The sequence below is a fragment of the Acinetobacter sp. TGL-Y2 genome (assembly GCF_001612555.1).
GTDB lineage: Bacteria > Pseudomonadota > Gammaproteobacteria > Pseudomonadales > Moraxellaceae > Acinetobacter.
This window is the reverse complement of the sequence record NZ_CP015110.1, coordinates 2816874-2832131: the sequence shown is the minus strand read 5'-3', so window position 1 is coordinate 2832131 and position 15258 is coordinate 2816874. Positions and strand designations below refer to the sequence as shown.

Here is a 15258-nt window from a genome sequence, read left to right as displayed (position 1 = left end):
ATCTAAAAACCATTATAAGATGCTTTCTTTGTCTGTGAATTCTGATTTTATTTTAAACGATTGAACGCAGTGAATTATAATTCCTTTTTAAATTTATAATCTTATAAGTCATTGAATTAATTTTTATAAATCATTCAATAAAAAGTTATAGGTTGTAAATCAGCCGCTTGGTAAATAAACAATAAAAACCACGATTGAAACCTTGACTTTGATCGTCAAAATAACTAAAAATGCTGCTCTAGTTTTATATATTTTATTCGATCACCCTTCGAATGAAGTCCATAGCTTGTAATAACATCTGCTCTAAGCCGAGAAGATGAAATCGCAGCAATATGTTTATCCCAACATCTTGATTATGCAGTCGCAACTCAAACGGTTGTGCACCAGAAAATTTTTTTATTACAGCAAAAACTAAGAAATATGTGTGCTATAACATTGCATACAAATGATTAATGAATCACGGTTTATGTCTCCCATAAACATCGTGGAAAAGATTAAGGGTGAATACGTTGGAACTTTTATCTGGTGGTGAAATGCTGGTTCGTGCATTAGCGGACGAAGGCGTTGAACATGTTTTTGGGTATCCAGGCGGCGCAGTTTTACATATTTATGATGCGCTTTTTCAACAAGAAAGAATTAATCATTACCTCGTGCGTCATGAGCAAGCTGCCGGTCATATGGCAGATGCATACTCACGCGTAACAGGTAAAACAGGTGTGGTTCTTGTCACATCTGGTCCAGGGGCAACCAATACCGTAACGCCAATTGCAACGGCTTATATGGACTCAATCCCCATGGTGATTTTGTCTGGGCAAGTTGCATCGCATTTAATTGGCGAAGATGCATTCCAAGAAACGGATATGGTGGGTGTTTCTCGTCCAATCGTAAAACACAGTTTCCAAGTTCGTCATGCAAGCGAAATTCCAACCATTATTAAAAAAGCATTTTATATTGCATCTTCAGGTCGTCCGGGTCCTGTGGTGGTTGATATTCCTAAAGATGTGACCAATCCAATTGATAAATTTGCTTACGAATATCCAGAAAAAATAAAGATGCGTTCGTATCAACCACCGCATCGTGGTCATACGGGTCAAATTCGCAAAGCAATTGATGAGCTGATCAACGCCAAACGTCCGATTATTTATTCGGGTGGTGGGGTGGTTCAAGGCAATGCCTCTGCTTTACTGACTGAACTTGCGCACTTACTGAATTACCCTGTGACCAATACCCTGATGGGTTTGGGTGCATTCCCGGGGAATGATCCGCAATTTGTGGGTATGCTGGGTATGCATGGCACATATGAAGCCAACATGACCATGCACAATGCAGATTTGATTTTGTGTGTGGGCGCGCGCTTTGATGACCGTGTGACCAATAACCCTGCAAAATTCTGTCCAAACGCAAAAGTGATTCATATTGATATCGACCCAGCGACGATTTCAAAAACTATTATGGCGCACATTCCAATTGTGGGTGCAGTTGAACCTGTGCTACAAGAAATGCTCGCGCAGTTAAAACAATTAAATGTATCTAAGCCGAATCCTGATGTAATCAGTGATTGGTGGGCGCAAATTAATGAATGGCGCAAAGTGCATGGTTTACGCTATGAGGCAGGCGTTGATGGGGTAATAAAGCCACAACAAGTGGTTCAAGCATTAGACAAAATTACCCATAGCCAAGCCATTATTACTTCTGACGTGGGTCAACATCAGATGTTTGGTGCGCTTTATTATACCTATACACGTCCTCGTCAATGGATTAACTCAGGCGGTTTGGGCACGATGGGTGTAGGTTTGCCGTATGCCATGGCTGCGAAGCTTGCATTTCCAGATCAACAAGTGGTGTGTATTACGGGTGAAGCATCGATTCAGATGTGTATCCAAGAACTTTCGACCTGTAAGCAGTATGGCTTAAATGTCAAAATTTTATGCTTGAACAACCGTGCTTTGGGTATGGTTAAACAGTGGCAAGACATGAATTATGAAGGTCGTCACTCTAGCTCTTATGTTGAGTCATTGCCTGATTTTGGCAAGCTTATGGAAGCGTACGGTCATGTGGGTATTCAAATTGACCATTCCGATGAGTTAGAAAGCAAACTTGCTGAAGCAATGGCGATTAACGACAAATGCGTATTTATTAACGTGATGGTAGATCGTGCTGAGCATGTGTATCCAATGCTCATTGCAGGTCAGTCTTTACAAGATATGTGGTTAGCAAAAGGGGAGCGCACTTCATGAGACATATAATTTCAGTTCTCATGGAGAACGAAGCAGGTGCGCTGTCACGTTTTGTCGGGTTATTTTCTCAACGTGGCTACAACATCGAAACGTTGAACGTTGCACCCACCGAAGACCCAACGATGTCGCGTTTGACTTTAACCACTTATGGTGATGACCATAAAATTGAACAAATCACCAAGCAACTCAATAAATTGGTTGAAGTGGTGAAAGTGGTTGATTTGTCAGAAGGTGCGCACATTGAACGTGAACTGATGCTGGTTAAAGTCAAAGCATTGGGTGCTGCACGTGATGAAATTAAACGCACTGCGGATATTTTCCGTGGACAAGTGGTTGATGTAACACCAACGACCTATACCATTCAGGTAGCGGGAACGACTGAAAAAATTGATGGTTTTATTGATGCTCTGGCAGAGAACACCATTTTAGAAGTTGTGCGTTCTGGTGTTTCAGGCATCGCACGTGGTGAAAAAGTTTTAACACTTTAAACTCATATTTTGAGATTAAAAAAGATTCAAAATTCTATTAACAGATTCTACCTCTCTTTTAAGGCGAGGGTTTAGCAAAGTGAATAACAAAAAATCACTGGGTTAAATATAAAGGAAACAAAAGCATTTTAGCGGAGACAGCAATGCAAATTTTTTACGATAAAGACACTGACTTATCTATCATCCAATCTAAGAAAGTAGCGATCATTGGTTACGGTTCACAAGGTCACGCGCATGCGCTTAACCTTCAAGATTCTGGCGTTGACGTAACTGTTGGTTTACGTGCGGGTTCTACTTCTTGGAAAAAAGCTGAAAACTCAGGTCTTAAAGTTGCTGAAGTTCCTGCTGCTGTAGCGCAAGCTGACGTCGTGATGATCTTGACGCCAGATGAATTCCAATCTCAACTTTACCGTGACGTGATTGAGCCAAACATCAAGCAAGGTGCAACGCTTGCATTTGCGCATGGTTTCTCAATCCTTTATAACCAAGTTGTGCCGCGTGCTGACCTTGACGTCATCATGATTGCGCCTAAAGCACCAGGTCACACAGTACGTTCTGAATACCAACGTGGTTCAGGTGTACCTGACTTAATCGCAATTCATCAAGATGCTTCTGGTAATGCGCGTAACCTTGCACTTTCTTATGCTTCAGGCGTAGGTGGTGGTCGTACCGGTATTATCGAAACCTCTTTCCGTGAAGAAACTGAAACTGATTTGTTCGGTGAGCAAGCCGTTCTTTGTGGTGGTGCGGTTGAACTTGTGAAAATGGGCTTCGAAACTTTGGTTGAAGCGGGTTATGCACCAGAAATGGCGTATTTTGAATGTCTACACGAGCTTAAATTGATCGTTGACTTAATGTTCGAAGGCGGTATTGCGGACATGAACTATTCAGTATCGAATAACGCTGAATACGGCGAATATGTAACGGGTACTGAAGTCATCAACGAACAGTCTCGTGAAGCGATGCGTAATGCGCTTAAACGTATCCAATCTGGTGAATATGCAAAAATGTTCATCCAAGAAGGTGCGCTGAACTACCCATCTATGACTGCGCGTCGTCGTCAAAATGCAGAGCATGGTATTGAAGTAACAGGTAACAAGTTACGCGGTATGATGCCTTGGATTCAAGCAAACAAAATCGTTGATAAAGAGAAAAACTAATTTCTCAAATCAATTGATTTGAATGCGAAAACCCACTCATGTTGAGTGGGTTTTTTACATTGAGCATTAGGTGCTTTACGCTTCACTCAAAGTAAATTCTTTAAATGAAAGGGTGTCAGCGAAATAAAACTTCGCTCTTGCACTCGGGCAGAGCAGTGCTCTGCTGACTCTCCTTCATTCCCTGGATTCAAGCGAACAAGATGGTAGACAAAGAAAAGAACTCAGCTCATACGTTTTAGACTTGAGTAATGAAAAAAATGGATTTACTTGAACAAGCTCATCGACAAACACAAAACGGCTGTTTCGATTGATTTGAATTAAATTGTGAATTGAAAGCCCACTCAAAAGAGTGGGTTTTTATGATTTTAGCCAATCCATTCCTGCATATATATTCCTGCATATATGACAGCCATGCTTCCATGCTCTTGATACTTCATAAATAACAGCTCTTATAGCTGGCTAACGAATATATAGCTGCTTAGCAAATCGTATAAATCGAGAAAGTAATGGCGAGTGAATAGCTTGTTTGCCTCGACCTATTTTGGTGTAGCATTACTTATTTACATGTTCGATCAAAAAATAACAGAAGAATATTTTACACTCATATTTCTAGTTTAATAAATAATCAATATTTATATATTATTCTTTTTAAATCGTTTAAAGAGTATTCACATAACACGTAGTCTAAGTCAAAACAAACGAGAAGAACAATGCCATGAGTGTCTCAACCACAAAACCACGGAAGAATAAAAACAGGATAGCGGTAGGGTTAGGGATAACCGTTATTTTTATTTTAGGTTTTTTACTGTTTTTTTATTTAAAACCCAATGTGTTAAGCGGTTCAGAGCAAGGAGGTTCTGTTCAACATAAAGCGAAGTCGCAGAGTGTAGATCCACCTCAAGACATTGCTCTAAAGCCTCAGCAGAATAGTCTGCTTGAAGTGAAACTTCCCACACCGTCAGCAAAGGGATCAGAAGCAATCGTTTTATATGATACGAAAAGCGATATGACCCAACAACCCGTGGATCCAGAAACAGATCCTGCCAATAAAATAGAGAATACTGAGGGAAAATATGAAAGCCAATAAAATACTCGCGATTTGTGTAGGCGCATTGCTGTTTTCAAATGCGGATGCCGCCTCACTAGACAGCGCACACTATAAAAATCTAAAGGTCGATGCTCGACAAAAAGTTGAAAAAGCACATATTAATCTGGAGGCTTTGCTGAGCAACACATCCAATGATTTGATTGTTGAATTAAAAGATCCTGCAATCAATGTCACTTTTGGGCAGCAGAAAAGAAATCAAATTGCAGATGATAAAACCCGATTTAAAAGTGCCTACAAACAGTTGCCTGGTCTGACGGTACTTAGAGATTATAATAGCCTGCCGATTACCACTTATCGCATCAGTAATCAGGATACTTTGGTTAAATTATTAAATGATCCAGAGGTCAAAGCGGTTTATCCCAATTTAATCAATAAAGCGAGTGGCGACTTAGAAAGCTTACCATTGATTGGCCAGCCACAGGCGGCGGTCAAAGGTTTTGATGGAGCGGGAACCAGTGTGGTGATTGCGGACTCGGGTTTGGATTATCGGCATGCTGATTTTGGTAACTGTACTGCAGTTGCAACCCCGTCCACCTGTCGGGTCATTCAAAACTTTGATACAGCTCTTGCGGACAACCAACTCGATGACAGTGTAAAACATGGAACCAATGTGGCAGGAATTGTGGCCAATGTCGCACCCAAAGCCAAATTGATTGGGATTGATGTTTTTAGAGGCAATGGCGCTTATGATTCAGATGTTATTGCTGCAGTAAATTGGGCCATCAATAACGCACAAACTTACAATATCAAAGCCATCAATCTGAGTTTGGGGACGCCAGGTCGACAGTTCACCAATGAGTGTAATAGTTCTTACACAACCGCATTTGCCAATGCACGAAATTCAGGGGTAGTACCTGTCGTTGCAGCGGGTAACGATGGATTCACCAATGGTGTATCGACACCAGCCTGTACGCCTGGTGCAGTTCGTGTTGGGGCTGTGTATGATTCAAACCTTGGTGGTGTGAGCTGGTCAAACTGTACCGATTATGCCACTGCCGCGGATAAGGTCACTTGTTTTAGCAATAGTGGAAACCTATTAACTTTACTTGCACCTGGTTCTTCAATTGTGGCTGCAGGTGTCACGCAAAGTGGTACATCTCAAGCTTCTCCGCATGTAGCAGGGGTGATCGCAGTCCTCAGATCCAACAAAGTGTCGCCACAAGAAAGTGTCGATCAAACCATTAAGCGTCTGCAAACCACAGGGAAACCGATTACGGATCACCGAAATGGTGTCCTAACCTCTAGAATTAATTTGTTGGCAGCAACTGCAGCCCTGAGTGTTGTAAATTAGCACGGGCTAAAGAGGGGATTACATTGTTGTCTAATATTATGATTGTCTAATACATTGTGGCTGTCGAACACAATACTCAGGATGATTTAATGCGAGCTATGACTTGAGGGTGATCCTGAGTAAATACCTTAATCTCTACTTTTAAGCGAAAAACCTCACCTATAGTGGGGTTTTTTGTGTCAGGACTTTGTGGATTGGATTGAGCATAGATTTGAAAACCATAGATTCCAAAACTATAAATTTGAAGATCATAGATTAAAAACCATAGATTAGAAATGTAGCTTTAAGATGTTGTTAAAATTCATTCTTATGCTGTGTCTTGTTCCAGATGTACTTGGTCTAACCCTATATGATTCGATCAAGCTTGAATCGATGCACAATGCGCAGTTTATACTCTGGAAATATTTGCCCTAGGGTTGCACTGAAATCAGTGTAGATTTTCAGTACTTGAAACACTTACCAACCCATTAAAGCAGCATGTTCCTTGGCGACAGATTGAAAACATTATATTAAACAAGCGCTCTGGCATTTTTCATGGATTGTACTAGGATTTTTAATGCTATGGATTTCTAGATTGGGCTGAATGCGAATGACGACATTGTTTCCAGATTGGGGGGTAAAAATGAGCTGTGCTCATATTCAACAACTCAAACGTCATTTTAATAAAGCTTAGCATGCGCTTATTTTTATCTGGATTTTTGCTACTGCACAATCTTAAATAGGATTGATTTGAGTGCCAATTGAGTTGTGATACAGTGGGGCTAATTTATTTTTTATAACATGTGGGAATTGATGAATTTCAAACGCTTACTTTCGATAGCTGCTTTATCGGTTTCTTGCTTAAGCCATGCAGAAGAGACCAGTCGCCCTGCATTGAATTCCTTAAAACCATTGAACAACGTGCGCGTTTCCATGCAGCGCATGTTGAAATCGACAGATGAACGCTATTTCCTCAGCATCTATGCGGGCATTGCTCAGCCACACGGAACGCTGTATGACCTGAGTGAAAACAAGAATATTGAGTTGCGTGGGACACAAAAAGGTCATGACCTCGACTTAAAAGCGTTGCAAATCGACTCGCTCGAAAAACATGATATTGCGCAAATTATGGGAAACCTCAATGTGAATTCAGGAGTGCTCAAGTCAAACCTGATTGATCAAGCAGGAACGAACCATCTTGTGCAGTTTGAGCCAGCATTTAAAGTTGAAAATAAACCTTTGTTCACTTTTAAATTTTATGGGGTAAAAGCCGATACCGAAGCACAAGAGCAATTACTGACTCGTGTCGATGTGATAGATAAAACCAACAACACCGTTGCGCAAACACTGACCGGATTTTCAGCTTATCCCAACAGTATTGGCTATCTGGATATTAATTTTGATGGTCATTATGACGTGATTTTGTCAGATCTGTCTCAAGATCGTAAAGTCACGGATAAGCGCTATATTTACTGGATGTATAACCCTAAAACCACCAAATATCAGCGTTCACCACAGCTTGAAAAAATCGTGGGCTTTCCAAAGTTACAGGGTGAAAAACAGCAGATTGATTTTGGTGGTCAGCGATACCAAGTCAATCAAGGGTTGCTACAAAAAATTGAATAAAGCGATTGGAAGGGCAAAGTGATCAGTAGTCTTTATTTTGGATAGGTCTTGTCATCATTTTTTAATCAAATGATCATTTTATTGACATTGTGATCTTGTATATTTTATGAAAAGATCATAATGAGCTGTTTTGATGGGAATCATTAAGGCTATATATACAAAACAAAAACAATACCTAGAATCACAATTGGAATCACAATTTTTTAGAAAAATGAATAAAACGCAATTTCAACTGTTGAGGCCATCTCACAACGTTCAGCTGAACGCTCGAAAGTTAGCACCGCAGATCTTAAGGCCTACGCATTTAAAAATAACGATAGTCACTGAAACTTGGGCACCAGAAATTAATGGGGTTGCAAATTCGCTGTTAAATTTATGCTTAGGCTTACAGTCTTGGGGACATCAGATTCAACTGATTCGACCCAAGCCGAAACAGCAATGTATGCGTTTTAAGCCAGAGAAAGAATGCTGGGTCAGGGCCCAAGCCATACCTAAATATCCAACATTACAATTTGGATGGCCTCAAATTTCCAAAATCTCAAATGCACTCGATGACTTTCAGCCAGATATCGTTCATATCGTGACGGAAGGGCCTTTGGGTTGTGCCAGTCTATTTGTCGCAAAGTCAAAAGGTATTCCAATATCAAGTGGTTTTCATTCCGCCTTTCAAGAGTTTAGCCGATATTTTGAGTTTCCATTATTGGTAAAACCCATTGCTCGATACCTGACATGGTTTCATAATCGAACCCAGATCACTTGCGTACCCAGTCAAGATACAGCTGTTGATTTGAAAAATATGGGAGTGCGAGGTCGGCTCCAAGTGGTCGGGCGTGGTGTGGATACCCAGCTTTTTAGTTCAAATAAACGATCACATGCTGTTAGGGCATCGTGGGGTGTTTCTGAGCAAACGCGAGTCTTACTTTCAGTCGGACGTTTATCCCCCGAAAAAGAAGTTGGATTGATCATAGAAACGTATAAAAAGATGTTCGATCAAGGCATTCAAAACATGGTGTTGGTGATTGTTGGTGATGGCCCTGATCGTGTCCATTTGGAAAAATTAGCAGGGGCGGCTCGGGTTATTTTTACAGGGAGTTTAGTTGGGGAAGCGTTAGCACAAGTGTATGCAAGTGCAGATGTTTTTGTTTTTCCGAGTCAAGTAGAAACCTTTGGGAATGTGGTATTAGAAGCATTGGCGAGTGGTTTACCTGTGCTTGCTTATGACTATGCGTGTGCCAAATTACACGTTAGACCTGAGCAAACAGGGTGGTTGATTCCGTTTGGAAACCAATCTGCGTTTATCCTTGCCTTATATGGTCTTCCTGAACAATCGGTTTTACAAAGAATGGGTCAACAGGCTGAGCAAGAAGTGGCTACAGCAGGATGGCGACAACCGATTCAGGATTTTGAGTCAGCGTTGTATATTGCCGTTGAGCATTTGCATGCTCATAAAAAGCTAAAAAGCTAAAAAGCTAAAAAGCTAAAGAATGTGATTATTTTTACCCACCTATACAGCGCGTTGGCTAATGTGACAAGAATTTAATCAAATCATCATCATAATGAAATTTTTGTCAGCTACAGTCTCAAGTATTAGAAAAATATATTGAGCTGTGGTGATGAGAGTCATGGACACTGCATTATCTAGACAAAGAAGATTATTTGAAAACAATCGGTTTCATTTCAAACGTCAAAATCATGCGGATTCAGAAGTACAGGTGGTTGAAGGCCTTGTTCGAGCAAGATTAAAAATCGCGATCGTCACCGAAACGTGGCCACCGGAGCTAAACGGTGTGGCGCTTTCCTTACTTCAGATTTGTAAAGGCTTACAGCGTCTGGGTCATAAAATTTTACTGATCAGACCTGATCAAAAACAAAAATGCTTAGATTTCGCCCCCAACAAAGAATGCTTGGTTACGGGACAGGTGATTCCCAAATACACTCAAATGCAATTTGGTTGGCCGCAGTATCGAAAAGTCTCGAAGGCTTTTGATGAATTTATGCCAGACATTGTGCATGTGGTGACCGAAGGCCCACTTGGTTTGGCAGTGCTGCAATCTGCAAAATCTAAAAATATTCCTATCAGTAGCGGCTTTCACTCAGCTTTTCAAGATTTCAGTCGGTTTTATGATTTGGCTTTTTTGGTCAAGCCGATTCAACATTATTTAAAGTGGTTTCATAACAATACTCAGCTCACATGTGTACCCAGTCAAGACACGGCACAGGCCATTCTGGATTTTGGAGTGACTTGCCCGATTGAGGTGATTAAAACAGGTGTAGATGTAGAGAAATTCTCACCGGTTTTTAAGTCAAGCGCACAACGACGAAAATGGGGTGCATGTGAAAATACCACAGTGATGCTTTATGTCGGGCGCATCTCTCCTGAAAAAGAAATACAACTGTTAATAGACACGTACATCAGTATGCGCCGTGAACCTGAAAGAAAACTAAAGCTAGTGATTGTGGGAGAAGGTCCAGATCGAGTGCGACTGGAAAAATATAGCCAGACGGCAGGTGTGATTTTCACAGGCAGTTTAACTGGTAATGTACTTGCGGAAGTTTTCGCCAGTGCAGATGTGTTTGTGTTTGCCAGTCAAGTGGAAACCTTTGGCAATGTGATATTGGAAGCGATGGCAAGTGCATTGCCCGTAGTGGCCTATGATTATGCCGCAGCAAAACTACATTTGGATGCAAACACTGCATGGCTCTGTCCTTTGGGGCAGAAACAGAATTTTATACAAAATATGCAGCAACTACCGAACAATAAAACCTTGCATGCCATGGGACAGCAAGCCATGAAAAACGTCCAAAGTGTTGGATGGAATCACTGTGTTCAACAGCTTGAGCAGGCATTTTATCGTGTCGTACAGGAGACTGAGATTACGGCATAAACCTATGGGAGTAGGTGAAATGAACTTTAAAAATACCAAAATAAGAATATTGGATCTAGACCTTAAAGGTTGTCTTTACCTGAATCACTTCTCACACCGTCAAAACATCGCACTATTTTTCAAAGTCATCAGCCGTTTAGGCGATGGTGCATTTTGGTATGCCATGCTGTCCATTGTTTGGGTGATGCAAGGCATAGCGTACAGTCTGCAAATTGTATATTTGCTGGTGGGTTCATCGCTCGGTACAGGTATATATAAACTGCTTAAAACCAAGACTACGCGACCCCGACCTTATCAAGTCCATCAAGTGATTCATTTGGGTGAGCGACCACTGGATCATTTTAGTTTTCCCTCAGGTCATACCTTACACGCCGTTATGGCAACCGTGGTGTTTGGTTCTATTCAACCCATGTTACTGCTACTGATGTTGCCTTTTACGGTATTGGTGGCACTGTCGCGTATGGTTTTAGGGCTGCATTATCCCACGGATGTCATTGTCGGTGCGTTGATCGGTGCAAGTGTGGCTAGCGCCATTATTTTGGCTGCGCCTTTTTTTCATATTCTGCTTTAAATAAAGTTTATCAATTAAATTAGGCGATAGCCTCTGATTTAATGAATGGGGATCATATTCAACTCGACAATAGCGCTATACGTTGGGGCTGGCTTTTTGCTAAAGTGGGGCCATAGATCACGACTGTATATAGAGGAATTGAAATGGGCTTACGTTGGACGGATACCTTAGATATCGCCGTTGAATTATATGAAGCGCATCCAGATGTAGATCCGCAGTGGATTCGTTTTACAGACCTACATGCATGGGTTTGTGCGTTGCCTGATTTTAGTGATGATCCTACAAAATCGACTGAAGGTCTGCTTGAAGGGATTCAAATGGCATGGATTGACGAAGCACGTTAATCTCGAATGTGAAAAAAACCATTTTTTTACACATCAAACGCAGAAAATAGCCCATTATTCGGTATAATGCGCAAAATTTTCATCTCAATTTGATCTAAGGAGCCAATCATGGCTATCGAACGCGCTTTATCTATCGTTAAACCAGACGCAGTTGCTAAAAATAACATCGGCGAAATCTTTGCTCGTTTCGAGAAAGCTGGTCTTAAAATCGTTGCAACTAAAATGAAGCATTTGACTCAAGCTGAAGCTGAAGGCTTCTACGCTGAGCATAAAGAACGTGGTTTCTTTGGTGACCTTGTTGCATTCATGACTTCTGGTCCTGTTGTTGTATCTGTTCTTGAAGGCGAAAACGCGATTCTTGCTCACCGTGAAATCTTGGGCGCGACGAATCCTAAAGAAGCTGCTCCTGGTACAATCCGTGCAGATTTCGCTGTAAGCATTGATGAAAACGCTGCTCACGGTTCTGACTCTGTAGCATCAGCTGAACGTGAAGTGAACTACTTCTTCGTTCAAACTGAGATTGCTCCACGTACTCGTTAATTCGAAGTATTGAAACCAGATAAGTGTTATCATACTTGTCTGGTTTTTTTATTCTCTCAAAATTTTATTGCTCAATTATTGAGCAGCTTGTTTAAATTAAACTTTTTCATCCCCCGACATGGTCTAGGTAATCCTCATGAATTCTGAAGTTGTCGCTTCATCCGCACATTTAGATGAACAACAGCCATCATCTTCTCATCCTGTTCAAGTTGATGCTGTGCAGAAAGTGAATTTATTGGGTATGTCACGTCCGCAAATGGAAAAATTCTTCGAAGAGATTGGAGAAAAGAAATTCCGTGCTGGGCAGGTGATGAAATGGATTCATCAGTTCTTCGTGACTGATTTTGCCCTCATGACCAATGTGTCAGGCAAATTGCGTGAAAAACTGGCAGAAATGTGTGTCATTACAGCGCCAGAAGTGGTGCATCGTAATTATTCAAAAGACGGTACCCGTAAGTGGGTGTTTCGTGTCGGTGAAGGTGCAGGCTCTTTGGTTGAGACGGTACTCATTCCAGCTGAACACAAATCAGGTTCACGTAAGACGCTGTGTATCTCTTCGCAAGTCGGTTGTGCGCTGGATTGTTCATTCTGTTCAACCGGTAAACAAGGCTTTCAACGTGACTTAAATCAAGCCGAAATTATTGGTCAGCTTTGGGTGGCAAACTACTCCTATATGGAAGATGTCCCTGTGGCAGATCGCGAGCGTTCGGTGACGAACGTGGTGATGATGGGTATGGGGGAGCCTCTGCTCAACTATGATGCAGTGCTTAATGCAATGCGGATTATGCTGGATGACTTTGCCTATGGCATGTCTAAACGCCGTGTGACGCTTTCAACTTCAGGTGTTGTGCCAAAAATCGATCAAATGATTAAGGACATTGATGTTGCACTCGCAATTTCACTACATGCACCCAATGATGAGCTTCGTAACGAGCTTGTGCCAATCAATAAAAAATATCCATTAGCACAATTGATTGCGGCATGTCAGCGTTATATTGCTAAAGACGGCAACGAAAGTGCGCGCAAACACGTGACCATTGAATATGTCATGCTTGATGGCGTGAATGACCATCCTGAACATGCTCAGCAAATGATTAAGTTGCTGAAAAACTTGCCAAGTAAAATTAATTTAATCCCATTTAATCCTTTCCCGCATGCGCCTTATGGTCGTTCAAGCCGAAATCGTATTATTTCTTTCCAAAAAACTTTGTCTGATGCCGGTTTTGTGTGTACGATTCGTCAGACACGCGGTGATGATATTGATGCAGCCTGTGGTCAATTGGTGGGACAGGTGGCTGACCGTACCCGCCGTGCAGAACAGTGGAAAAAGAAAGTCGAAGAAAAAAATGTGATTATGCGATCACCAGGCTGAATTATTATAAGTGCGAGATAAGGGGGGCGGTATTGAAACAACCTATGTATAAAAAATCAGTCGCTGTGATGGCACTGTGTTTGTCTGCATTGGTGTTACAAGGATGCCAGAGTACAGACTCAGGCACGATTGTTAAAAAAGACCCTGAAAAGGCAGCCAAAGTTCGAACACAAATGGCTGCTGAATATATTCGCACAGGTGATTTAGATGCCGCCAAGCGCGCATTGGATCAAGCCTTAGCCGCAGATTCAAAAGATTCAACGGCCAATATGATGATGGGCGTTTTACTCCAACAAGAAGGCAGTCAAATTAGTTTAGATCAGGCAGATCGCTATTTTAGTCGTGCCATTTCACTTGATCCAAAAAATGCGCAAGCGCGTAATAATTATGGAACATATTTATATCAAGCAAAACGTTATAATGATGCCATTCAACAGTTCAGTATTGCCGGTGCAACACTGGGCTATGAGCAGCGTTTTCGAGCTTTAGAAAATTTAGGTCGTATTTACCTGATTCAAGGTGATGTGGCGAATGCTGAAAAATCATTCAAACAGGCACTACAAGTCAATCGTGAATCGACCATTTCAATGATAGAGTTGGCTGAGATTTTTTATCTGCAACAAAATCATGTGGCAGCGCGTCAACTTTACCAATCTTTTGTTGGTAATGTCGGCCAAAAAAATCAAGGTGCGAGAGCGCTATGGATTGGTTTACGTATTGCGCGTGCCAATGGGGATAATATGGGAATGCATGTACTTGTGAATCAATTGCGTGCTTTGTTTCCAAATAGTCAAGAATATCAACGTTATTTGCAATTACAGTACAATACTGAGGCCGTATGGAAGTAAATCCTAATTCACAGCAACCTGCTGGTTCAAGCGTAGCACCTAATGCTTTAGGAGATATTCAACGCCCTGGCGAGTATTTACGTCAAATTCGTATATCACAAATGCGTGATTTGAAAGACGTTGCAGCAGATCTCAATGTGCCTGTGAAAACCTTGGAATCGCTTGAGCAAGATGCCTATACTGCTTTGCCAGAAGCCACATTTATTAAGGGTTATTATCGCTCGTATGCGAAATACCTGAAAGTGGATGCGACTGCGATTATCCAGCGTTTTGATGAAATTTATGAAAATGATACTGGCTTACTTCCCAATCATGCGTTGAATAATTCCCCGATTAAAATCATGGGTAAACTTTCAGGCTCCAATAGTGACCGTAACCGTAAATGGTTAAAGCGTTTATTGATTGCGATTGTTGCCATTGCTTTGATTTGGCTGGTGATTGCAGGCATTCAAAAATGGTCTGCAAAAGAAAGTTCAAACAACAACGCACCTTCACAATCTGATCATGTTGAAGTGTTAACCTTAGACAATGGTGCAAATGCAGGTGCAGTTGTTGCAAGCACTGGTGATCAAATGACCTTAGGCTTTAGCCGTCCGACCTCCGTACATATTGTGGATAGCACGGGCAAAGTACTGGCAACAGGTCGTCAAGCCACGACGTTGAATATCCAGGGTGAATCGCCTTTTCAAATTCGTTTGGATGATGCGCAAGCGGTGTCACTGCGTTTAAATAATGAAAGTATTTCATTATCACCATACACAGTAAACGGAAAAGCAGAATTCCGTTTGTCACGCTAATGGGATAAAGGT

At 41.4% G+C, this 15258-nt stretch carries 14 protein-coding genes; all 14 read left to right on the top strand.

Translation table 11 applies throughout. The annotated features are described in order from the left end of the window. Positions 1-509: 509 nt before the first annotated feature. Entirely contained in the window at positions 510-2237 is a 1728-nt protein-coding gene (locus tag AMD27_RS13520; RefSeq protein ID WP_067661457.1) for an acetolactate synthase 3 large subunit, read from the top strand. Continuing rightward, positions 2234-2725, top strand: coding sequence for an acetolactate synthase small subunit (ilvN, locus tag AMD27_RS13515; protein ID WP_067661455.1), 492 nt, complete (start codon positions 2234-2236; stop codon positions 2723-2725). The genes AMD27_RS13520 and ilvN overlap by 4 nt, the downstream gene beginning before the upstream one ends. A 143-nt stretch (positions 2726-2868) precedes the next feature. Further along, entirely contained in the window at positions 2869-3885 is a 1017-nt protein-coding gene (gene ilvC / locus AMD27_RS13510; RefSeq protein WP_067661453.1) for a ketol-acid reductoisomerase, read from the top strand. Positions 3886-4600: 715 nt separating this feature from the next. Then, positions 4601-4972: a hypothetical protein gene (locus tag AMD27_RS13505; protein WP_067661451.1), complete on the top strand. Its 372-nt coding sequence runs from the start codon at positions 4601-4603 to the stop codon at positions 4970-4972. After that, positions 4959-6284: a S8 family peptidase gene (locus AMD27_RS13500; protein ID WP_067661449.1), complete on the top strand. Its 1326-nt coding sequence runs from the start codon at positions 4959-4961 to the stop codon at positions 6282-6284. Before AMD27_RS13505 ends, AMD27_RS13500 begins: the two co-directional genes overlap by 14 nt. Before the next feature lie 792 nt (positions 6285-7076). Beyond that, complete coding sequence (locus tag AMD27_RS13495) at positions 7077-7889, top strand: XAC2610-related protein (protein WP_067663029.1); 813 nt, start codon at positions 7077-7079, stop codon at positions 7887-7889. Between the two features lie 130 nt (positions 7890-8019). Further along, the gene (locus AMD27_RS13490) at positions 8020-9354 is read left to right on the top strand and encodes a glycosyltransferase family 4 protein (RefSeq protein WP_416202792.1); all 1335 of its coding nucleotides are present in this window, start codon (positions 8020-8022) and stop codon (positions 9352-9354) included. A 157-nt stretch (positions 9355-9511) separates the two neighbouring features. After that, positions 9512-10774 (top strand): glycosyltransferase family 4 protein, encoded by a 1263-nt coding sequence (locus AMD27_RS13485; protein WP_228140670.1) that lies wholly within the window; start codon positions 9512-9514, stop codon positions 10772-10774. Between the two features lie 19 nt (positions 10775-10793). Next, positions 10794-11345, top strand: coding sequence for a phosphatase PAP2 family protein (locus AMD27_RS13480; RefSeq protein WP_067663026.1), 552 nt, complete (start codon positions 10794-10796; stop codon positions 11343-11345). Positions 11346-11488: 143 nt separating this feature from the next. Further along, complete coding sequence (gene iscX, locus AMD27_RS13475) at positions 11489-11689, top strand: Fe-S cluster assembly protein IscX (RefSeq protein WP_067661443.1); 201 nt, start codon at positions 11489-11491, stop codon at positions 11687-11689. 108 nt (positions 11690-11797) lie between these two features. Continuing rightward, positions 11798-12229, top strand: coding sequence for a nucleoside-diphosphate kinase (gene ndk / locus AMD27_RS13470; protein ID WP_067661441.1), 432 nt, complete (start codon positions 11798-11800; stop codon positions 12227-12229). A 136-nt stretch (positions 12230-12365) separates the two neighbouring features. Further along, positions 12366-13601 carry a 23S rRNA (adenine(2503)-C(2))-methyltransferase RlmN gene (gene rlmN / locus AMD27_RS13465; protein ID WP_067661439.1) on the top strand — a complete coding sequence of 412 codons (1236 nt, stop codon included), beginning with the start codon at positions 12366-12368 and terminating at the stop codon, positions 13599-13601. 44 nt (positions 13602-13645) lie between these two features. Further along, on the top strand, positions 13646-14449 hold the full coding sequence (gene pilW, locus AMD27_RS13460; RefSeq protein ID WP_067661437.1) for a type IV pilus biogenesis/stability protein PilW: 804 nt from the start codon (positions 13646-13648) through the stop codon (positions 14447-14449). After that, entirely contained in the window at positions 14440-15246 is an 807-nt protein-coding gene (locus AMD27_RS13455) for a helix-turn-helix domain-containing protein (protein ID WP_067661435.1), read from the top strand. Before pilW ends, AMD27_RS13455 begins: the two co-directional genes overlap by 10 nt. The last annotated feature ends 12 nt before the right edge of the window (positions 15247-15258 follow it).

Coding starts and splice junctions, on each gene's coding strand:
- ilvN (WP_067661455.1), top strand. CDS start 2,234: ATGAGACATATAATTTCAGTTCTCATGGAGAACGAAGCAGGTGCGCTG.
- ilvC (WP_067661453.1), top strand. CDS start 2,869: ATGCAAATTTTTTACGATAAAGACACTGACTTATCTATCATCCAATCT.
- AMD27_RS13505 (WP_067661451.1), top strand. CDS start 4,601: ATGAGTGTCTCAACCACAAAACCACGGAAGAATAAAAACAGGATAGCG.
- AMD27_RS13500 (WP_067661449.1), top strand. CDS start 4,959: ATGAAAGCCAATAAAATACTCGCGATTTGTGTAGGCGCATTGCTGTTT.
- AMD27_RS13495 (WP_067663029.1), top strand. CDS start 7,077: ATGAATTTCAAACGCTTACTTTCGATAGCTGCTTTATCGGTTTCTTGC.
- AMD27_RS13485 (WP_228140670.1), top strand. CDS start 9,512: ATGGACACTGCATTATCTAGACAAAGAAGATTATTTGAAAACAATCGG.
- AMD27_RS13480 (WP_067663026.1), top strand. CDS start 10,794: ATGAACTTTAAAAATACCAAAATAAGAATATTGGATCTAGACCTTAAA.
- iscX (WP_067661443.1), top strand. CDS start 11,489: ATGGGCTTACGTTGGACGGATACCTTAGATATCGCCGTTGAATTATAT.
- ndk (WP_067661441.1), top strand. CDS start 11,798: ATGGCTATCGAACGCGCTTTATCTATCGTTAAACCAGACGCAGTTGCT.
- rlmN (WP_067661439.1), top strand. CDS start 12,366: ATGAATTCTGAAGTTGTCGCTTCATCCGCACATTTAGATGAACAACAG.
- pilW (WP_067661437.1), top strand. CDS start 13,646: ATGTATAAAAAATCAGTCGCTGTGATGGCACTGTGTTTGTCTGCATTG.
- AMD27_RS13455 (WP_067661435.1), top strand. CDS start 14,440: ATGGAAGTAAATCCTAATTCACAGCAACCTGCTGGTTCAAGCGTAGCA.